Source organism: Streptomyces sp. NBC_01317 (assembly GCF_035961655.1).
Taxonomy (GTDB): Bacteria; Actinomycetota; Actinomycetes; order Streptomycetales; family Streptomycetaceae; genus Streptomyces.
In genome coordinates, this window is sequence record NZ_CP108393.1 from 5,113,175 (window position 1) to 5,133,142 (window position 19,968).

Sequence of the window (19,968 nt, forward strand, 5' to 3'; positions counted from 1 at the left end):
CAACCTTCTGGCACGGCATTCCGCCGCGTCCCTACGGTTCTGTCGACCGAGGAGGTAGCAATGATCGATGAGTCCGCAGCACCTTGGGGTCTGACCCGCATGCGGCCGTTTCCGGCCGGCCCCCGTGACGCGCCTGCCACTGTCGTACTCGATCCGGTGACACAGACAGGGGTGTGGTGCGACGACGACGGGAGCATGGTGCCCGTGACGCTGATGAGCAAGCACAAGAGGTCGGAAACCTCGTCGGAGACCAAGCCGAGAACCAGCCTGGACGGCACTCCGGACGAAGGAAGCGACCAGAGCGGGGACAGCGACTGATGGGCGTCGAGAGTGGGGAGGCGCCCGTCCTCGTCGTCAGCCGGGCGGATGATGTCACTGCCGACCTGGTCATCGAGGAGTTGAACGAGAGGGCCGTCCCGGTCGTACGTCTGAACCCCGCCGACTTCCCCGGCACGGTCACGGTCGACGCGCTCCTCGGACGAGGACTGCACGGCAGCCTGCGTACCTCGACCCGCACGGTCGAACTCGGTGGGGTCCGCTCCGTCTACTGGCGCCGTCCCGGCGTCTACGCCGCTCCGGAAGGCCTGAGCGAACAGGACGGTGACTGGTGTCGTGGTCAGGCCCAGTACGGGCTCGGTGGCATCCTCGGGGCGCTGCCGGGCGCGCACTACGTGAATCACCCCTGGCGGAATCGCGACGCGGAGTACAAGCCGGCCCAGCTCGTCACCGCCGCGCGGTGCGGGCTGGACGTACCTCCGACACTGATGACCAACGACGCAGAACACGCAAGGGAGTTCGCCACACAGTGCGGGCCCGTCGTGTACAAGCCTGTGCGCAACACGGACTACCTCGGGGGTGGCGGCCGAGCGCTCACCGTTTGGGTCGACGAGGTGGAACCGGCGGACATCACCCCGGGCGTGGCGCGGACAGTTCATCTGTTCCAGCACCGCGTGGACAAGGTGGCCGACGTCCGGCTCACCGTCGTCGGCGAGAAGGCCTTCGCGGTGCGCGTCGACGGCGCGCCTCGGCTGGACTGGCGCCGGGACTACGATGCTCTGTCGTACACGCTGATCGAGACACCGCCGCGTGTGGCCAAGGCTGTACGGAGCTATCTGGACGCCTTCGGACTGGTCTTCGCCGCCTTCGATTTCGGCCTCGACCGCACCGGGCTCTGGTGGATGTACGAATGCAACCCCAACGGTCAGTGGGCGTGGTTCCCCGATCCGCTCACCCGGCAGATCGCCGTGGCGCTCGCCGATCAGCTCCAGTATCAGGGGACTTCTCTGACCAGGGAGTCGGCATGACCACTGACGACACGGCGAGCCTCCGCCGTGACCTCGCCGCTCGCATGGCGGACATCGGCTCGCTCACCGACCCCGCGTGGCGTGCGGCGGTGGAAGCCGTACCTCGTGACGTCTTTCTCGGTACGGATGTGTACCGGCCGGCCGGCCCGCTGTGGGAACCGGTCCGCCGCCACGGTGTCGGCGAGAAGGAGTGGCTCGGGCTCGCTCATGCCGACACCACCTGGGTGACTCAGGTTGACGGGACCGACGCGGCCGATGCCTCCGACCCCGTGGCGGGGAGACCCACGTCGTCCTCGACCCTCCCGTCCCTGGTCGTGCGGATGCTCGAAGTGGCCGGCGTGAAGGAAGGGGACAAGGTACTGGAAGTCGGAACGGGGACCGGGTACTCGACCGCCATCCTCTGTCACCGGCTGGGAGCGGCCAACGTCACGTCGATCGAGTACGACCCGGGCCTGGGGCGGAGCGCGGCCGAGCATCTGTCGACGGTTGGCTTTTCGCCGACCCTGGTCACAGGGGACGGGCTCCAGGGGTACTACGAGGGAGGCGACTACGACGCCGTTGTCGCCACCTGTGCCGTACGGCACATCCCGCCGTCCTGGCTGTGGCAGGTCCGGGACGGTGGCACCATCACCGGCGCGCTCGGGGGCTGGATGACAGGTTCAGGACTCATCCGTCTGAGCCTCGGTGGCGACGGTGCCGCCAGTGGTCGATTCACCGGAGACGAGGTCTCGTTCATGCTCGCCCGACCCCATGAACGCCCGCCTCGGCCGATGTTGATCCGGCGGGTGGGTGACGTCCGTGCCTGCCGTGTCGATCCCGGCCTCTTCCAAGACTGGACCGGCCGCTTCGTTGCTCAACTAGCCGCACCGTCGGCTGAGTTCGTCACCAAGGGCGACGATGTGGTCCTGGTGGACGTGGCGACCGGCTCGCAGGCGTGGACCGAGCCCGAGGGTGCGGGGAAGGGATGGACCGTCCACCAGAGCGGGCCGCTTCGGCTGTGGGACCGGGTGGAGGAGGCACTGGCGACGTGGCAGGCCGCTGGATCACCGGCTCAGACCGCCTTCGGAATGACGGTCACTGACGAAGTTCAGACGGTGTGGCTCGAAGCTCCGGACGGCCCGGGATGGCAACTGCCCACCTGAGCGGATCGGTGGCGGTGGTGGGCCGAGCGGCGCGGTGGCAGCGGGTCGGCACGGCCGCGATAACGTACGGGCCTCCGGTCCCGGTGGGCGTCCTCCAACGCCCACCGGGGCCGGACTTGTGCGTTCTGTGCGGTGTTCAGGCGGCCTGCTCCTGCTCTTGTCCTTGGCCGTTGTCGCCTGCGGGGGCGAGCCAGACCAGCCGGGGCGCACACCCCTCCGACCGCCCGACAAACCGCATCACGTGATCCGCCGCCTCCAGCCGCCAGCGCCGCCCGCCGCCGACCTGGGTGACCTCAGCTTTCCCGTCCTCGTACGCGAGCCCCCAGGCGATGACAACGGCGTCCCGGTCCTCCGTACCGATCCCCGACTCGACAACGACGGCGAACAGGCGGGGCGCGGTGTCGCGCACGAGTTCGTACAACTCCCGCTCGAAGTCGAACGGGTCCGGGGCGGGGTTCTGCGGCGATACGGTCATGGGATTCCCCTGTCGGGAGAAGGGCGGGGCGGGGTGATAGGCACGGGAGTTGGTCAACTGCCGTGACGTGGTTCACAATGTAGCCGAGTGATGGCATGTATGCCGTTGAGTCAACGTGATGCACTCGAAAGAGAGGGGAGACTCATGCCGTCAAAAGTTGTGCCGCCGACGGTACGCCAGCGCCGCTTGGGTACTGAACTGCGCAGACTGCGCGAGCAGGCCGATCTGTCCACGACTGAGGCCGGCGCACTGCACGGCACATCTCAACCTCGCATGAGCAGCATCGAAGCGGGACGGTACTCGGTGGGGGCGGACCGGGTCCGGGCCATGGCGCGTAGTTACACCTGCACGGATGAACCGCTGATCGAGGCTCTTGCGGCGATGACCGGTGGACGGACGCGCGGCTGGTGGGACGAGTACCGGGACATGCTTCCGCCGGACACGATTGATCTGGCCGAACTTGAACACCACGCCAGCGCGATGCGTACGGCTTCGGTGATTCATCTGCCTGGTCTGCTCCAGACAAGAGCCCATGCCCACGCCATCATTGGTGACGTGGTGCCGTCACTGGCGCCGCATGAGGTTGAACACCGGGTCTCGTACCGAATCAAGCGGCAGGTGGTTCTCTACGGGGACAGCCCGACGCCGTTGACCGCGATCATCCATGAGGCCGCACTGCGCATGGGTTTCGGCGGACCGGAGACTGCGCGCTCCCAGTTGGAGGCTCTCCTCGACATGAGCGAGCGCGAGCACATCACCATCTTGGTGATCCCCTTCGGTGGAGGCACCTTCCCGAGCTCCGGACAGGGAATTCACTACATCGCAGGAAAGGTCCCGGCTCTGGACACGGTCCAACTCGACACGGACCATGGCTCGGCGTTTCTTGACGCCCAACCGCAGTTGGTGAAGTACCGGACCGTTCTGGACCGCATGGAGGGCTGTAGCCTCAAACCAGCGAAGTCCCGGGATCTGATTCGCAGGATCGCAGGAGACATGTAAGGAAGGGGAACCATCGTGTCCGCCCTCGACTGGCAGAAGTCGTCGTTCAGTGGCGAGGCAGCCAACTGTCTCCACATCGCTGCGGCCGACGATGGGACGGTCAAGCTCCACGAGAGCGACGACCCGGACATGATCGTCACCACCACCCCGGAGAAGCTCCGCGCCTTCATCCTGGGTATCAAAGCAGGCGAGTTTGACCACTTCGCCGAGGTTGAAGGCGACGGGTAGTTGCAGTGCTCGGGTTCGGGCCGAGGGGTAGTCGGGGTGCCCGGCATCGAGTGAGGCGGGTGGGGCCGCCCCTTGCGGTTGAGTGTCGCGGTTTCGGGGCGGGCGTCAAGGGCGCTCCTGCGTCGCGTCGCTGCGCGATGACCTGCGGTCACCCTTGACCCCCGCCCCGAAGCCGCAAGGGAAGGCAGAGGGGGGCGGCCCGGGGGAAGGTTCCCCGGGGGCTAGTTTGTGCTTCCTGTTTCGTCGCGGGCCTCGGCTTTCGGCGGGGTTTTTCGCACCACTTGAATGGGGCGGTGGCGAGCCGTCTCGGCGGCCAACCACCGCCTGTTGGCGGGTGTGCAGGCACCGTGTCTGAGATCCGTGGTCGGCTGCGGGGTCGGGCAGGGTTCCCATCCGCCCTGGTGGCCGATATGCCGCATTTGCTTGGCCTTTGGGGTCCGCTGGAGGCCTCTCGTGGCCGGTCGTGCGTCCTATGTTTCGTTAAGGGGCTCTGGTGGCACACACCCCACCGAAACGGGCCGGGCGGCCGCCCATCCCACTCACTCGGCTGCGGTTTGACCTCTGTGTGCGGGCCGGTGGCTGGCGGCCGGGTGGTGGGCCCAGCCCCGGCAGGTGAAATGCCTCATTTGCCCTATCCTTGAGGGCTCCTGAGAGCCCTTCATCCCCGATCTTGCGTCGTGTGTTGCGTTAACGGGCTCTCAGAGCACACCACCCACCGAAACAGGCCGGACCGGCCGCCTCTCCCCGCCACCTCCGCCCCACCATCCACTCAGCTCAGACACGGTGCTTGCGCGCCCGCCAACAGGCGGTCGTCAGCCGCCGGGCCGAGACCGACTGCCCCATTCAAGTGGTGCGAAAATCCCCGCCGAGAGGCGCGGTCCGCGACGAAACCCCGACAACAGACTGCCCCCCGGGGGACCTTCCCCCGGGCCGCCCCCCTCCGCCTTTCCTAGCGGGGCCGGGGTGGGTGTCAAGGGTGGAACGAAGTGGAATCGGCGAAGCCGACGCGACGAAGGAGCGCCCTTGACGCCCGGCCCGGCCCCGCGACAATCAACAACAGGGGCGGCCCCACCCGAACCAGACAACCCGGGTGCCCCCGACTACTCCTCGGTCTGAACCGATTGCCACCTCGGGCCCGTTGCCGCGTCTCCGCACCACACATACTGGCCGTCGGGCTCCACCGTCATGCCGTAGTCGTACAGGTTGGGGCTGGCCATGGCGATCCATGCGTCCCACGCCTCCTCCAACTCGTCGGCCAACCGGCGCGGTCCGGCCTGATGTACCACCGTGCTGTTGTCGTCGTCACCGCCACTGCCCACGGCTGACAGTGTTGCCCAGGACCCGACCCCACCCTCGTCGTGCAGCCACGCGTTCAGGCCGTCTTCGTCCTCCGCTGTGGTGATTCGGACGTCCGGCAGGGCGACCCTCAACGCGAACCGTAGATGGGCGTTGTCCCGCAGCGGTTCCAGGTTTCTGGTCATCGAGCGTTCGGCCTCGGCGGGGGCGGTTCCGCGTACCTGGCTGAAGGTCCGCGCCGGACCGGCGGTTCCCCTCGCGGACATGAACTGGGCCAGTCCCTGCACCCAACCCGTCGCCGACTTGCCATCCTCCGCCACCGTCAGCGCGACGTGTCCCAGCCGGCCCCACGGGGTCACGATCCTGCCGCCCGGTCTGGTCTGGGCCACCCACGCCCACGGGATCCGGTCGACCGCGTACGTGGCCATCACCCGGTCGTACGGTGCCCCCGCCGGCCACCCCGTGCCGCCGTCACCCACCACGACCCGCACCCGGTCACCCGAGCGTCCCGCCGCGCCAAGGCGCTCCCGTGCCCCTACCGCCAAGTCTGGATCCACCTCGACGCTGGTCACCGACTCGTCCCCCGCCCGCCACGCGAGCAACGCGGCGTTCCGGCCCGTGCCGGTGCCCAGTTCCAGAACCCGGTGGCCCGGTTCCAGCAGGAGCGAGTCCAGCATGTCGACCACCACCGCCTCGCACGAGAGGCTGGAGGAAGGGAGCCCGTCGGTGACCTGGGTGACAGCGGCGTCGTCCGGATTCCCGTACACCTCCGCCGCCCACCCCTCGGGGTCGCTGTCCCGGTCCACCGGCACGTACGCACAATCGTCCCAATGCCACAGCCGGTCCGGTGCGAAGAGGTGCCGTGGCGCGGCGTCGACAGCCGAGCGGATCCAAGGAGACCGGTCGGGCCAGTCGCCACGCAGGTCCATCTCCGCCGCCAGGCCGCGACGCCACTCATCCCATGAGTCCACGCGTTCCTACTTCTTGTGCTTGCCGTCGGGCTCAGGTGCTTTCGGCACCTGCCCGTCCGAGTTCCCCGGCGGCGGTGTGCCCTGCCCGGGCTGCGGTGGTGGCTTCTCGTGTTTGGCCATGGTGCGCCTCCTTCGTCAGCGTCCTGTGACGCTGTTTCAGGATGACGTCGCCGCCGTCCCCTCTTCCACCACCTTGCATCAGCTTGCACACCAAATCGCCTGCTCAGCGTTCGCATTGGCGCGTCTTCGGCTTAACTTCAAAAGGCGAGGGGAGCCAAGCGCACAGACAGTCGAAGGCTGAGGATGTCCCTGAAGTTCATCGGAATCGATCCTGACACCGATCGTGATCACTGTCCTACGGTGTGGGTGGACCCCGAGGCACGTGAAATCCTTTTGCAGGGCTGGAAGCCCGACCCCGCGACAGCAGCGGAGTGTGACGCGACCAGCCCGGCGAACGGACCCGTGCCGGACAGCGAGGCGATTATCAGGATTCCCGCCCGTATGGTTCCCATGATCAGAGAGGCGTGCGATGCCGTCGAACGCGCCGAGCTTCGGTGAACTGCTGGGTCAGTGCCGGATGTCCGCATTGCACCTGGAGATGCGGGACAGCTACGCACCCACGGAGCGATTCGACGCGTGGAGGCGAGGGGAGCGGATCAACTGGGCCGATCAGGGGTCGTGGTGGCACCCGTACGACCAGTTGATCGCCAACAGCGTGGCTCGGGGCGTAATGATCCGTCGCGCGCGCATCATCTCCGAGCCGGTGAGCGAATACATCCGCTGGGAGCACTACGTCACGCGCGGCAATGTCATGGCGGGGGAGGAAGTGCGCTGGCTGCCACGTCGGCTGGCCAACGGAATCCCGCTGCCTGCCAACGACTTCTGGGCCTTCGACGAGTCCATGCTCCGCGTGCACCACTTCTCCGGCGACGGGGAGGTGGTCGAGGATGAACTCACCGACGCCCCCGCCATGATGGCGCTCTGTGTGGCGGCCTTCGAGAGGGTGTGGGAACGTGCCATCCCGCACGAGGACTTCGTGATCTGAACGAACGGCCGGCTCGCCACCATGCCCCAGCACCCCTCCGCCACCGCCCGCCAGGCCCGCGAGGCGCTCGCGGCACGCCTGCGCGATCTGCGGCTCGACGTTGGGATCTCGGGGCGTGAACTGGCCGTCAGGTGCGCGTGGTCCGAGTCGAAGACATCGCGGATCGAGAACGCCCGTACGCAGCCGTCGGATGCGGACATCCGAAGCTGGTGCGTGGCCTGTCATGCCGCCGACCGGTCGGAGGACCTGGTCGCGGCCAACAGGCAGTCCACCGAGGCGAATGTGGAGTGGCGGCGGCTTCAACGCTCCGGTCTACGAAACCTTCAGGAGGCGGGCGCGCCACTCTACGAACGTACGGCGCGATTCCGTGCGTACTGCTCCGACGTAGTGCCTGGCTTTCTACAGACGCCGGATTACGCGACCGCGCTGCTCACTTCCATTGCGTCCTTCCGAGGCACCCGGCACGACGTGGAGGAAGCTGTCGCGGCGAGGCTGAGGCGCAACAGAGTCGTACATGAAGACCGGCGTCAGTTCTTCCTCGTGATGGAGGAATCCGTTCTCCGGTACCGCATCGGCGACGACAGGACGATGTCCGCCCAGCTCGACCACCTCTTGTCGTTCACGGCCCGCCCCCATGTCAACCTGGGCGTGATTCCGTTCTCGGCCGTACGCACCATGTGGCCCTTGCCGACCTTCACCGTGTTCGACGCCGAACGCGTGCACGCCGACACACTGGACGCCGCCGTGACCTTGACCCAGCCGAGTCAGGTCGATCTGTACGCCAGAGCGTTCGACCTCCTCGCACGGCACTCCGTACGAGGAGAGTCTGCGCGGAAGCTGATCTCTGACGCTGCGGAACGTCTTCGCAGAGCCTGAGCACACCCGCTACAGGGCGTTACGCGTCAACCACTCGTCGTGGTTGTACGAGTCCCTCGACGGGTCCGGGGGCGTCGCCGGGACGGCCTGGACCGTGTCCTCCAGGCGGATGCGCTCCGGCAGTGTGCCGAAGCGGGTGTGGCGGGTTGCTTCGGCCTGGTCCTGGGGGGTCTTCGCATCGGGCATGTCGACGCCTCCTTCGTTGGAACGGGAACCTTCGGACGGTGGTGGCTATTCCTCGGCCGTCCGAGCGGTCTCTCGGGGGCCACCGCCCCGTCCCCCCCGTCTCTCCCGGCGACGTACCCTGGGAGCACCCCGGCCCGTGCGACGTGTCGGGCCCTTCGCGTTGTCCCCTCAGCCGCACCGCGGCAGCCCCGCTCAACGGATCTGGACGGAAACCACCCTTCATGAGCCTGCACGGTCTGCTCGACGCCGTCATCAAGGACCCGGCGCTCGCCGAAGCGGTGAAGGCCGCCGCCGACGGTCACCGTATGCACGTCGACCTGGTCGGGCCGCCCGCCGCGCGGCCCTTCGCCGTCGCCGCCCTGGCGCGGGAGTCGGGGCGACCGGTGCTGGCCGTGACGGCGACCGGGCGGGAGGCCGAGGATCTGGCGGCGGCGCTGCGGACGCTGCTGGATCCGGACACCGTCGTGGAGTACCCGTCCTGGGAGACGCTGCCGCACGAGCGGCTCTCGCCCCGGTCCGACACCGTCGGCCGGCGCATCGCCGTCCTGCGCCGCCTCGCCCACCCTGCCAAGGACGATCCGTCCGCCGGGCCGGTCAGTGTGGTGGTGTCGCCCATTCGGTCCGTCCTTCAGCCGCAGGTCAAAGGGTTGGGCGAGCTGGAGCCCGTCGCGCTCAAGAGCGGGCAGAGCGCCGATCTGAACGAGGTCACCGAGGCCCTCGCCGCAGCCGCCTACGCCCGCGTGGAGCTGGTCGAGAAGCGCGGTGAGTTCGCCGTACGCGGGGGGATCCTCGACGTGTTCCCGCCCACCGAGGAGCACCCCCTGCGGGTGGAGTTCTGGGGCGACGACGTCGAGGAGATCCGTTACTTCAAGGTCGCCGACCAGCGTTCGCTGGAGGTCGCCGAGCACGGGCTGTGGGCGCCGCCCTGCCGTGAGCTGCTGCTGACCCCGCAGGTACGGGAGCGGGCCGCCGCGCTCGCCGAGGTCCACCCCGAGCTGGGCGAACTGCTCGGCAAGATCGCCGAGGGGATCGCCGTCGAGGGCATGGAGTCCCTGGCCCCCGTGCTGGTGGACGACATGGAGCTGCTGCTCGACGTCCTGCCCGAGGGATCCATGGCGTTGGTGTGCGAACCGGAGCGGGTACGGACCAGGGCCGCCGACCTCGTCGCCACCAGCCAGGAATTCCTCCAGGCGTCCTGGGCCGCCAGCGCCGAGGGCGGGAAGGCCCCCATCGACGTGGGCGCGGCCTCGCTCCGGGGCATCGCGGACGTCCGCGACCGGGCCCGTGAGCTGGGCATGATGTGGTGGTCCGTGTCCCCGTTCGCGGCAGACTCCGAGGCCGACGACGTCTCGGCGGAGACGATCAGGCTCGGGATGCGCGCGCCGGAGTCGTACCGCGGCGACACCTCCCGCGCCCTCGCCGACACCAAGGGCTGGCTGGCCGACGGGTGGCGCACGGTGTACGTCACGGAGGGCCAGGGCACCGCTGCCCGTACGGTCGAGGTGCTGGGCGGGGAGGGCATCGCGGCCCGCCTCGACACCCCCGAGGCCGGGAACGGCCGCGGCCTCGTGGACATCTCGCCGAACGTGGTGCACGTCGCCCGCGGCTCCATCGACTGGGGATTCGTCGATCCCGCGCTCAAGCTCGTCGTCCTCACCGAGACCGACCTCTCCGGCCAGAAGGCCGCCGGCAAGGACGGCCAGCGCCTGCCCACCAAGCGCCGCAAGACCATCGACCCCCTCACGCTGGAGGCGGGCGACTTCATCGTCCACGAACAGCACGGCGTGGGACGGTACGTGGAAATGGTGCAGCGTACGGTCCAGGGCGCGACCCGCGAGTACCTGCTGGTCGAGTACGCCGCCGCCAAGCGCGGGCAGCCCGGCGACCGGCTGTACATCCCGACCGACCAGCTGGAGCAGGTGACCAAGTACGTCGGCGGCGAGGCCCCCACGCTGCACCGCCTCGGCGGCGCCGACTGGACGAAGACCAAGCAGCGCGCGAAGAAGGCCGTCAAGGAGATCGCCGCCGACCTGATCAAGCTCTACTCGGCGCGCATGGCGGCCCCCGGCCACGCCTTCGGCCCCGACACCCCCTGGCAGCGCGAGCTGGAGGACGCCTTCCCGTACGTGGAGACGCCCGACCAGCTCTCCACGATCGCCGAGGTCAAGGAGGACATGGAGAAGACGGTCCCGATGGACCGGCTGGTCTGCGGCGACGTCGGGTACGGCAAGACGGAGATCGCCGTACGGGCCGCCTTCAAGGCCGTCCAGGACGGCAAGCAGGTCGCGGTGCTCGTACCGACCACGCTGCTGGTGCAGCAGCACTTCGGTACGTTCTCCGAGCGGTACGCGCAGTTCCCCGTCTCGGTGAAGGCCCTCTCCCGCTTCCAGTCGGACGCCGAGGCCAAGGCGACGCTCCAGGGGCTGCGGGAAGGCGCGGTCGACATCGTCATCGGTACGCACCGGCTGTTCTCGTCCGAGACGAAGTTCAAGGACCTCGGCCTGGTCATCGTGGACGAGGAACAGCGCTTCGGCGTCGAGCACAAGGAGCAGCTCAAGAAGCTCCGCGCCAACGTCGACGTCCTCACGATGTCCGCGACGCCCATCCCCCGTACGCTCGAAATGGCCGTCACCGGCATCCGCGAGATGTCGACCATCACCACCCCGCCGGAGGAGCGCCACCCGGTGCTGACCTTCGTGGGCCCGTACGAGCAGAAGCAGATCGGCGCGGCGGTCCGCCGTGAACTCCTGCGCGAGGGCCAGGTGTTCTACATCCACAACCGGGTGGAGTCGATCGACAGGGCCGCGGCCCGGCTGCGCGAGATCGTCCCCGAGGCGCGGATCGCCACGGCGCACGGGCAGATGGGCGAGAGCGCGCTGGAACAGGTCGTGGTTGACTTCTGGGAGAAGAAGTTCGACGTGCTGGTCTCCACGACGATCGTCGAGTCCGGCATCGACATCTCGAACGCCAACACCCTGATCGTGGAGCGTGGCGACAACTTCGGCCTGTCCCAACTCCACCAGCTGCGCGGCCGGGTGGGCCGTGGGCGCGACCGCGGGTACGCCTACTTCCTCTACCCGCCCGAGAAGCCTCTGACCGAGACCGCGCACGAACGGCTCGCGACGATCGCCCAGCACACCGAGATGGGCGCCGGCATGTACGTGGCCATGAAGGACCTGGAGATCCGCGGCGCGGGCAACCTGCTCGGCGGCGAACAGTCCGGCCACATCGCGGGCGTCGGCTTCGACCTGTACGTGCGCATGGTCGGCGAGGCGGTCGCGGACTACCGCGCCGCCGTGGACGGCACGGTGGAGGAGGCAGCGCCGCTGGAAGTCAAGATCGAGCTGCCGGTCGACGCGCACGTCCCGCACGAGTACGCGCCGGGCGAGCGGCTGCGCCTCCAGGCGTACCGCGCCATCGCCTCCGCCACCACCGAGGCGGACATCACGGCGGTACGCGAGGAGCTGACCGACCGCTACGGCAAGCTGCCCGAGCCGGTGGAGAACCTGCTGCTGGTGGCGGGCCTGCGCATGCTGGCGCGGGCGTGCGGGGTGGGGGAGATCGTGCTCCAGGGCCCCAACATCCGCTTCGCGCCGGTGGAGTTGAGGGAGTCGCAGGAACTGCGCCTCAAGCGGCTGCATCCCCGTACGGTCATCAAGCCGGCGGCGCACCAGATCCTGGTGCCGCGTCCGACGGCGGGGAAGATCGGCGGGAAGCCGGTGGTGGGACGCGAACTGCTGTCGTGGACCGGGGAGTTCCTGGCGACGATCCTGGGGTCCTGAGGACGCCGCCGTCCTTTCCACCCGCTGAGGCCCGGAACGCCGGGCCTCAGTAGGGGGATCGGGGGCATACGTCTCCTGCCGGGCCGGCCGGCGGGAAGCGTAGGGTGCGGGCGTGAACGGACGTGGGGTACGGGTGGCGCGGGCAGGCCTGCGCGGTGGGGCCGTGGTGCTGGCGGTCGCCGTCCTCGGCGGGTGCGAGGGCGGGATCGGCATCGACCCGGGGCCGGCCGCGTCGGCCGGGGCACAGGACCCGGGCTCGGACGCGGGCTCGGGCTCGGGCTCGGGCTCGGGCGGTTCCGGCGCGGGCCCGCTGAAGAACCCCGACGGGACGAAGCGCGGCCTCGCTCCCCTCACGTCGGAGGCGGACAGGAGCGCGGGCCGCAAGCTCATCGACCGGGTGAAGACGAAGGGGCGCGGCCCCAAGACCGGTTACGACCGCGACAAGTTCGGCTACGCCTGGCTGGACTCCGCCGACGGGGTGCCCTTCGCGCACAACGGCTGCGACACCAGGAACGACCTGCTCGCCCGGGACGGCGAGCGGCTGAAGTACCGGTCGGGGTCCGACTGCGTCGTCGTCTCGATGACGCTGCGGGACCCGTACACCGGCAAGACGATCGAGTGGCGCAAGCAGTCCGCGTCGAAGGTGCAGATCGACCATGTGATGCCGCTGTCGTACGACTGGCAGATGGGCGCGGCCCGTTGGGACGAGGACAAGCGCAAGCAGATCGCCAACGACCCGCTCAACCTCATCCCGGTGGACGGCCCCACCAACGGATCCAAGTCGGACTCGGGCCCGGCGTCCTGGCTGCCCCCGGACAAGCGGATCCGCTGTTCGTACGTGGTGCGGTTCGCCCAGGTCTCGCTCAAGTACGAACTGCCCGTGACGGCGGCGGACAAGAAGGTGATGCTCCGTCAGTGCGGCGGCTGACGCGGACGGTCGTCAGCCGTCCAGGTTCGCCAGGTCCACCACGTCCTTGTCGGCCGGGATCTCCGCCGCGACCGGGCGGTCGAACTCCGAGAACGCCATGGTCCCCTCCTCCTTGCCGGTCCAGGCGACCTTGAGCAGGTACGGCTTCCCCTCCGTCGCGACGTGCACGGTGTAGTCGGACGAGCCGTCCGTCTCCGTCAGCGTGAGCGCCGGCCGGCCGTCCACCGTGCTCACCGGGCCCTTGCGGGCCACGTTGTCGCCGCCCTCGAACGCGGCCAGCAGCTCGTCCAGGTCACAGAAGCCGACCAGGTCCTTGGCGTCGGGCTCCTTGGCGTCGGCCTTGATCCACCGGTCGGCGAGCATCTCGACCGCCGCGTCCACCTCGGCCTTCGGCTGCCCCTTGCCCTGCGCCCGCAGCAGCTCCTCGTCGTACTTCATGTACACGGTCGAGCCGGTCTTGGTGAGCGTCACCGTGCCCTGCCCGTTCATCGACATCGTGCCCGCGCAGTCGCCCTTCTTGTCGAGGGCCACATCGACGGCGACGCGCCCCTCCGGGTCGGGCATGTCGGCCTTGAGGGTCAGAGAGGTGGCGGCGCGGGTCGCCGCGAAGGCCTGGTCCATGACCTCGGGGCCGGACTGGTCCGCGAAGGGCGCGGGCTTCTTTTCGGCCTTCGCGGCCTTGGCGGACTTCTTCGCCGGGCTGTTGTCGCCGCCCGAGCCCGTTCCGCAGGCCGGGAGCGTCAGGACGGCGGCCGCGCAGAGGGCGGCGAGGGCGCCACGGCGGGCGCGGGTCGAGAGAAGGACATGCATGGTGGTCTCCGGGAAAGTTGTGTGGCGATGAGTCAATGACAACAGATGCTGTGAACCGAGTCAACCACGATTCTCGGAATCAGCAACGTCCACCACATGAATCCGTACGAAGGGCTGCGCGCCGCTATGCTCGGTCCGACACGACAGCCGTGCGGGTGAGGGAGGCAGCCAGGTGCCGGAGAGCGCAGCGGAGGTCACGGCCGCCGGAATCGCCCGGCTCGCCGGCGTCGGGAGGGCCGCCGTCAGCAACTGGCGCCGCCGCCACAGCGACTTCCCCCAGCCCGTCGGAGGCACCGAGACCAGCCCGTCCTTCGCCCTCGGCGAGGTCGAACAATGGCTGCGCGACCAGGGAAAACTCGCCGAGGTCCCGCTGCGCGAACGCGTCTGGCAGGAAGTCTCGGGCGACCCTGCGGGCGCCGCCTCCGCCCTGATCCGTACCGGCTGCGCCCTCCTCCTCGTCCACGAGCGCCCCATGGTCTGGCTGGAGCTGGCCGCCGCCAGTGACGTGCGGTTCGCCGAGTTGCTGCCCGCCGCCCTGGACGACGTCCTCACCGCCCGCCTCGGCGAACAGGGCGACAGACCGGTTCACACCCCCGGCACCAAAGAGATGCGTTCGCGTGTGCCCCTGCTGCGCTCCGCCGCCGAACTGGCCGCCGACCTCGGCGCGCGCCAAGCGTTCGAGTTCCTGCTCGGCCGCTACCTCGACGCCAACCCCCGCCAGTACACGCTCACCCCGCCCGAAGCCGCCGCCCTCATGACCGCGCTGGCGGGCGCCACCGCCGAGGGTGTGAGTGTGCTCGACCCCGCCGCGGGCACCGGCACGCTGCTGCGCGCCGTCCCGCACCCGGCCGCCCTGTACGCCCAGGAGGCCGTGCCCGAGCCCGCCGCGCTCACCGCGCTGCGCGTCGCCCTTCATACGGAGGCCGACGTGCGCGTACACGCGGGCGACACCCTGCGCGCCGACGCGTTCCCCCGCCTGGCGGTCGACGCCGTCCTCTGCCACCCGCCGTTCAACGAGCGCAACTGGGGCCACGACGAGCTGGCCTACGACCCGCGCTGGGAGTACGGCTTCCCCGCCCGTACGGAGTCCGAACTGGCCTGGGTCCAGCACGCCCTGGCCCGCCTGCGCCCCGGCGGCACCGCCGTCCTCCTGATGCCGCCCGCCGCCGCCTCCCGCCGCTCCGGCCGCCGCATCCGCGCCGACCTGCTGCGGCGCGGCGCCCTGCGGGCCGTCGTGGCCCTGCCGGCCGGCGCCGCGCCCCCGTACGGCATCCCGCTCCACCTCTGGGTCCTGCGCAGGCCCGCAGCCGGCGACCGGCCCCCGCCCGAGCTGCTCCTCGTCGACACCGCCGGGCTCGCCGCCCCCGGGGGCGGGCGCGACACCCTCGACTGGTCCGCCGTCCACGGCACGGTCCTGGACGCCTGGGGAGCCTTCGAGCGGCAGGGCACGGTCGAGGAGCGGCCCGGCGTCAGCGGCGCGGTGTCCGTCATCGAGCTGCTGGACGACGACGTGGACCTGGCCCCGGCCCGCCATCTCCCGCCCCCGGCCGCCGCGAGCGGCACCGCCGAACTCGCCCTCGTACGGGAACGGCTGACGGACACCCTGCGCCGCACCCACGACCTGGTCCCGCCGGCCGTCAGGGCGGCGGACGGCGCGGGGGAGGCGGACCGGGCCCCCCTGCCGGCCGTCACCGTCACCGTCGGCGAACTCGCCCGCGCCGGAGCCCTGGTGCTCCACGCGGGCGGCACAGGCACAAGCGCAGGCACAGGCACCGCCGCCCCCACCCCGTCCGCCGCCCCCACCCCCGTCCTCACCGAACAGGACGTCCTCGCCGGCCGCGCCCCCTCCGGCGCCCTCCCCGAAGGCCCGCCCGAGGAGCCCGTACGTACCGAGGAAGGGGATGTCGTCGTCCCCGTCCTAGGAGGCGGCGCGGTGGTGCGCGTGGTCGACGCCGCGACGGCCGGAGCCGCCCTCGGCCGCAACCTCCAGCTGCTGCGGCCGGATCCGGCCGCCCTCGACCCCTGGTTCCTCGCCGGATTCCTGCGGGGCACGGCCAACAACCGCCGGGCGAGCAGCTACGCCTCCACCGCCACCCGGCTCGACGTACGGCGTCTGCGCCTGCCCAGGCTCCCGCTCACCGACCAGCGGCGGTACGGTGAACGCTTCCGCGCGCTGGCCGCCTTCGAGGATGCGGTGAGGCTCGCGGGACAGTTGGGGGAACAGCTGGTCCGAGGGCTTCACGACGGCCTGACGGACGGCAGCGTCGACCCCGGCTGAACCAACGGCCGCGGATCCGTTCCGTGGCCGGTAAGGGCCTGTACGGGCCCGGTTCGGGGAGGAGTTGTCGATGCGGTACCAGTTCCGCGCAACCCGGGGGCGGTGTGTCACCGTCGCTGTATACGCTCGTCCCCGTACAGCGGGTTCCGCCTCGTCCCCAGGCCTTCAGGAGCAGTGATGCACGGCCACGGCTACGTGCCGCCGCAGCAACCGCGAGACGGATCCGCGGTCATCGTGTTGCGTGTGTTCTTCGCGCTGGCCGCTGTCCTCAGCTGCGGGTTCCTCGCCTGGGCGCCGATGCTGCGGCTCGCGATCATCACCCGCAAGGGCCTGAACTGGGCGCTGTTGATCCTCACCGTCGCGGTGCTCGTCCTCAGCGTGGGGCTGATCGGGACGGACGAGACCGACAACCTGACGGCCACCCAGTCGGACGTCGGCGTGGGTCTGCTCCTGGCGACCGCGGTCTCCGTCCTCGCCTACTACCTGTACGCGGAGATCGCGCACTTCAGGCGGCGTGACGCCCAAGCGGCCTTCCCGCAGCCCGTGCCGCCGCTGCCCGTCCCGCCGCGGGCTGCCTACGGCTACCCCCCGGTGGGTACGGCCACCCCGCCGCCCGCCGTGCGCCCGCACGTCCCGCCGCCCCCGGCCGTACCCCCGGCGCACGGCCACCCCGCGGACTTCGCGCGTACGGACACCCCGCACCCGGACCCGTCGCGCACGGACGGCCCGCGCACCTCCGATCTGCCCCGCACCTCCGATCTCCCGCGCACCACCGACCACCCCCGCATCGACCAGGTGCGCGCCGAGCTGGACGAGTTGAGCGACCTCCTGCGCAAGGGCAAGGGCCAGGAAGGCCGGTGAACGGACGGGTCATCGCGGACCGTTACGAGCTGTCCACGGTCATAGGACAGGGCGGCATGGGCCAGGTCTGGACCGCGTACGACCAGCGGCTCGACCGCCGCGTCGCCGTCAAGCTCCTGCGCCCCGACCGGATGACGGCCGCCAGCGGCGCCGACGAGATGCGCCGCCGCTTCGTCCGCGAGTGCCGGGTCACCGCCCAGGTCGACCACCCCGGCCTGGTCACCGTCCACGACGCGGGCGGCGACAACGACGACCTGTACCTGGTCATGCAGTACGTGGAGGGCGCGGACCTCGCCGACCACCTGGCCGAGCACGACCCGTACCCCTGGCCCTGGGCCGTCTCCGTCGCCGCCCAGCTCTGCTCCGTCCTCGGCGCCGTACACGCGGTGCCCATCGTCCACCGCGACCTCAAGCCGCGGAACGTGATGGTGCGGCCCGACGGTACGGTCACGGTCCTCGACCTCGGTGTCGCCTCCGTCCTGGACACCGACACCACCCGCCTCACCCACACCGGTTCGCCCATCGGCAGCCCCGCCTACATGGCGCCCGAACAGGCGATGGGCGGCGCCGTCGGCCCGTACACCGACCTCTACGCCCTCGGCGTGCTCCTCCACGAACTCCTCAGCGGGAACGTGCCCTTCGCGGGCTCCACCGTCCTCGGGGTCCTGCACCGCCATCTGTACGAGGCGCCCGTGCCGATCCGCCGGCTCAGGGCCGAGGTGCCCGAGCAGCTGGAGCGCATCGTGCTGCGCCTGCTCGCCAAGGACCCGCAACACCGCCCCGCCGGTGCCCAGGAGGTGTACGAACACCTCGTCCCGCTCCTGCCCGCCCGGGGCGGCCCCACGGGCCCGCTCGACCCGACCCGCCCCTTCCTGCGCCCGCACGCCCCCTGGCCGGACCGGGCCACCACCGTGCCGTCCCCGCCGGTGACCCAGCAGGCGCCCGTCCCGGCCGAACGGCCGGACGTGGCCGCGGCGGTGGACGAGGTGAAGCGGCTGCTGGGGGAGGGCAGCATCACGCAGGCCGTGGACATCCTCGGCGGCATCCTGCCCGCCGCCGCGGCGGAACACGGCGAGTACTCCCCGGTGGTCCGCATCCTGCGCAAGCAGTACGCGTCGACCCTGCTGGACGACGGCCAGTACCGGCGCGCCCTCCCGGAGTTGCGCCGCCTCGCCGACGACAGGACGGCCGAGGCGGGGGCCGGCGACCCGCAGGCGCTCCAGTTCCGGTACGAGGCCGCGCAGTGCCTGGAACAGCTCGGCGAGGCCGCCGCCGCGCTCGCGGAGTACCGCGCGCTGGTGCCGTACTACGAAAGCATGCGACAGCCGGGCGGCGACGCGGGCCGGACCTTCGAGATCCGCCACCGCATCGGGCACCTGCTGCTCGCGGTGGGCGATCACGCGGCGGCGCGGCGGCAGCTGCAGAGCCTGCTGTGGGACACGGAGCGGGCGTACGGCCCGTACCACCCGCTCCCCGCCGAACTGCGGCGCGCGCTCGAACACCAGCAGCAGTTCCGGGGCGCCTGATGACGCTCCGCGGCCAGCTGATCAGGTTCGCCCTGGTCGGAGTGGTCAACACCGGGACCTACTACGCCCTCTACCTGCTCCTGCTGACCCGGCTGCCGTATGTCGCCGCGCATGTGATCGCGTTCACACTCTCCATGGTCGGCTCGTTCTTCCTCAACAGCCGGTTCACCTACCGGACCCGCCCGACCTGGCGGAAGTTCGTGCTCTTCCCGCTCACCAACGCCGCGAACTTCGTGATCACCACCAGCGGTGTCTACCTGCTGGTGGACGTGCTGCGCCTCAGCAGCCGTTACGCCCCGCTGGGCGCCGCGGGCGCGGCCGTGCCGATCACTTTTGTGGTCTCCCGCGCGATCATGCTCCGCCCCGACCGGGACCCGGAATCGACTTCTCCGGCGGGGCGCACCCCAATCTCCCGGTGAATCGTTGGTCGAACCAGTGGCCCCTGCCACGCGGACTGCCTAACATCGATCACTGCAAGGCCTTGTGCATCGCCGCACAATCACGCCGGGAGGCTCCCTTTGCACCGCCGCCGTCGCACCGCGCTCTCCTTCTCCGTCGCGCTCCTCGCCGCGGCTCCCCTGCTCACCGCCTGCGGCAGCGACGCCCATCCCGGGGCCGCGGCGGTGGTCGGCGGGCAGCGGATCGAGGTGTCCACCCTCCAGGGAGCGGTACGGGACGTCCGCACCGCCCAGGAGGCGTCGCCCCAGTCGGCCGAACTCATCAAGAACACCGGCCGGCTCAGCCAGATCAAGCTGAACGGCATGATCTTCGACCGCGTCCTCCAGCGGGCGGCGGACGACGCCGACGTGACGGTGAGCCGCAAGGAGATCCAGGCGGCCCGGCAGCAGGCGGTCGCGCAGTCCGGCGGCGAGAAGCAGTTCCTCGCGCTGGCCCTCCAGCAGGGCGCGGTCACCCCGGACCAGCTCGACGACGCGATCCGCCGTGACGTCCTGCTGACGAAGGTCGGCGCGGCGCTGGGCGCGGACTCGATGACCCCGCAGGGCCAGCAGAAGCTGGTGGCGGGCCTCGCGGCGACGTCCAAGAAGCTGAGCATCGACGTGAACCCGCGCTACGGCAGCTGGGACAACAGCAAGGTCCAGCTGGGCGACGCGAAGACCCCATGGATCACCCAGGTGACCAAAGAGGCCCCGCAGGAACAACCGACGGACGCGTAGTCCAGCCCGTCCGGCGTTTGAGGACACCCACCCGCCGGGCGGGCGTGGACGACCTGCCGCACCACTCCAGCCCGTCCGGCGCTTGA

The 19,968-nt window shown here is 70.3% G+C and carries 19 protein-coding genes; 15 read left to right on the plus strand and 4 right to left on the minus strand.

The genetic code is table 11. The features are described from left to right. The first annotated feature begins 60 nt into the window (after positions 1-60). Genes tgmA through tgmC form a run of 3 tightly spaced genes read left to right on the plus strand, consistent with a single transcriptional unit; the run spans position 61 to position 2,446 of the window. Entirely contained in the window at positions 61-318 is a 258-nt protein-coding gene (gene tgmA, locus OG349_RS22175; protein WP_327236266.1) for a putative ATP-grasp-modified RiPP, read from the plus strand. After that, positions 318-1,304 (plus strand): ATP-grasp ribosomal peptide maturase, encoded by a 987-nt coding sequence (gene tgmB, locus OG349_RS22180; RefSeq protein ID WP_327236267.1) that lies wholly within the window; start codon positions 318-320, stop codon positions 1,302-1,304. The genes tgmA and tgmB overlap by 1 nt, the downstream gene beginning before the upstream one ends. Then, a complete protein-coding gene (gene tgmC / locus OG349_RS22185) occupies positions 1,301-2,446 on the plus strand; it encodes an ATP-grasp peptide maturase system methyltransferase (protein WP_327236268.1) in 1,146 nt (381 codons plus the stop codon). Before tgmB ends, tgmC begins: the two co-directional genes overlap by 4 nt. A 136-nt stretch (positions 2,447-2,582) precedes the next feature. Here the strand turns inward: tgmC and OG349_RS22190 are convergent, their stop codons facing one another. Further along, a complete protein-coding gene (locus OG349_RS22190; protein ID WP_327236269.1) occupies positions 2,583-2,921 on the minus strand; it encodes a hypothetical protein in 339 nt (112 codons plus the stop codon). 144 nt (positions 2,922-3,065) lie between these two features. Between OG349_RS22190 and OG349_RS22195 the strand changes: the two genes are divergently transcribed. Continuing rightward, positions 3,066-3,920, plus strand: coding sequence for a helix-turn-helix domain-containing protein (locus tag OG349_RS22195; RefSeq protein WP_327236270.1), 855 nt, complete (start codon positions 3,066-3,068; stop codon positions 3,918-3,920). A 15-nt stretch (positions 3,921-3,935) separates the two neighbouring features. Then, positions 3,936-4,148, plus strand: coding sequence for a DUF397 domain-containing protein (locus OG349_RS22200; protein WP_327236271.1), 213 nt, complete (start codon positions 3,936-3,938; stop codon positions 4,146-4,148). A 1,100-nt stretch (positions 4,149-5,248) separates the two neighbouring features. Here the strand turns inward: OG349_RS22200 and OG349_RS22205 are convergent. Further along, complete coding sequence (locus tag OG349_RS22205; RefSeq protein WP_327236272.1) at positions 5,249-6,415, minus strand: methyltransferase domain-containing protein; 1,167 nt, start codon at positions 6,413-6,415, stop codon at positions 5,249-5,251. A gap of 303 nt (positions 6,416-6,718) precedes the next feature. Here OG349_RS22205 and OG349_RS22210 point away from each other — a divergent pair, with 303 nt between their 5' ends. From OG349_RS22210 to OG349_RS22220, 3 genes are read left to right on the plus strand one after another with little or no spacing between them, the layout of a single operon-like run. After that, positions 6,719-6,973, plus strand: coding sequence for a hypothetical protein (locus tag OG349_RS22210; RefSeq protein WP_327236273.1), 255 nt, complete (start codon positions 6,719-6,721; stop codon positions 6,971-6,973). Beyond that, positions 6,945-7,460, plus strand: a complete 516-nt coding sequence (locus OG349_RS22215; RefSeq protein ID WP_327236274.1) for a DUF6879 family protein — start codon at positions 6,945-6,947, stop codon at positions 7,458-7,460. The genes OG349_RS22210 and OG349_RS22215 overlap by 29 nt, the downstream gene beginning before the upstream one ends. Before the next feature lie 21 nt (positions 7,461-7,481). Beyond that, a complete protein-coding gene (locus OG349_RS22220; RefSeq protein WP_327236275.1) occupies positions 7,482-8,336 on the plus strand; it encodes a helix-turn-helix domain-containing protein in 855 nt (284 codons plus the stop codon). A gap of 9 nt (positions 8,337-8,345) precedes the next feature. Here the strand turns inward: OG349_RS22220 and OG349_RS22225 are convergent, their stop codons facing one another. Further along, positions 8,346-8,522, minus strand: coding sequence for a hypothetical protein (locus tag OG349_RS22225; RefSeq protein ID WP_327236276.1), 177 nt, complete (start codon positions 8,520-8,522; stop codon positions 8,346-8,348). A 221-nt stretch (positions 8,523-8,743) separates the two neighbouring features. Here OG349_RS22225 and mfd point away from each other — a divergent pair, with 221 nt between their 5' ends. Together mfd and OG349_RS22235 are read left to right on the plus strand one after the other, a co-directional pair. Further along, complete coding sequence (mfd, locus tag OG349_RS22230) at positions 8,744-12,304, plus strand: transcription-repair coupling factor (protein ID WP_327236277.1); 3,561 nt, start codon at positions 8,744-8,746, stop codon at positions 12,302-12,304. A gap of 112 nt (positions 12,305-12,416) precedes the next feature. Then, positions 12,417-13,232 carry an HNH endonuclease family protein gene (locus OG349_RS22235; RefSeq protein WP_442806289.1) on the plus strand — a complete coding sequence of 272 codons (816 nt, stop codon included), beginning with the start codon at positions 12,417-12,419 and terminating at the stop codon, positions 13,230-13,232. Between the two features lie 12 nt (positions 13,233-13,244). On the opposite strand, the gene OG349_RS22240 is transcribed toward OG349_RS22235, so the two are convergent. Beyond that, on the minus strand, positions 13,245-14,042 hold the full coding sequence (locus tag OG349_RS22240; protein ID WP_327236278.1) for a hypothetical protein: 798 nt from the start codon (positions 14,040-14,042) through the stop codon (positions 13,245-13,247). A 172-nt stretch (positions 14,043-14,214) separates the two neighbouring features. Between OG349_RS22240 and OG349_RS22245 the strand changes: the two genes are divergently transcribed. From OG349_RS22245 to OG349_RS22265, 5 genes are all read left to right on the plus strand, one after another. Continuing rightward, a complete protein-coding gene (locus OG349_RS22245) occupies positions 14,215-16,320 on the plus strand; it encodes an N-6 DNA methylase (protein WP_327236279.1) in 2,106 nt (701 codons plus the stop codon). 177 nt (positions 16,321-16,497) lie between these two features. Further along, complete coding sequence (locus OG349_RS22250; protein ID WP_327236280.1) at positions 16,498-17,181, plus strand: hypothetical protein; 684 nt, start codon at positions 16,498-16,500, stop codon at positions 17,179-17,181. Beyond that, on the plus strand, positions 17,178-18,707 hold the full coding sequence (locus tag OG349_RS22255; protein WP_327236281.1) for a serine/threonine-protein kinase: 1,530 nt from the start codon (positions 17,178-17,180) through the stop codon (positions 18,705-18,707). Before OG349_RS22250 ends, OG349_RS22255 begins: the two co-directional genes overlap by 4 nt. Beyond that, on the plus strand, positions 18,707-19,126 hold the full coding sequence (locus OG349_RS22260) for a GtrA family protein (protein ID WP_327236282.1): 420 nt from the start codon (positions 18,707-18,709) through the stop codon (positions 19,124-19,126). The genes OG349_RS22255 and OG349_RS22260 overlap by 1 nt, the downstream gene beginning before the upstream one ends. A 99-nt stretch (positions 19,127-19,225) precedes the next feature. Then, entirely contained in the window at positions 19,226-19,882 is a 657-nt protein-coding gene (locus OG349_RS22265) for a SurA N-terminal domain-containing protein (protein ID WP_327236283.1), read from the plus strand. Positions 19,883-19,968 lie beyond the last annotated feature (86 nt).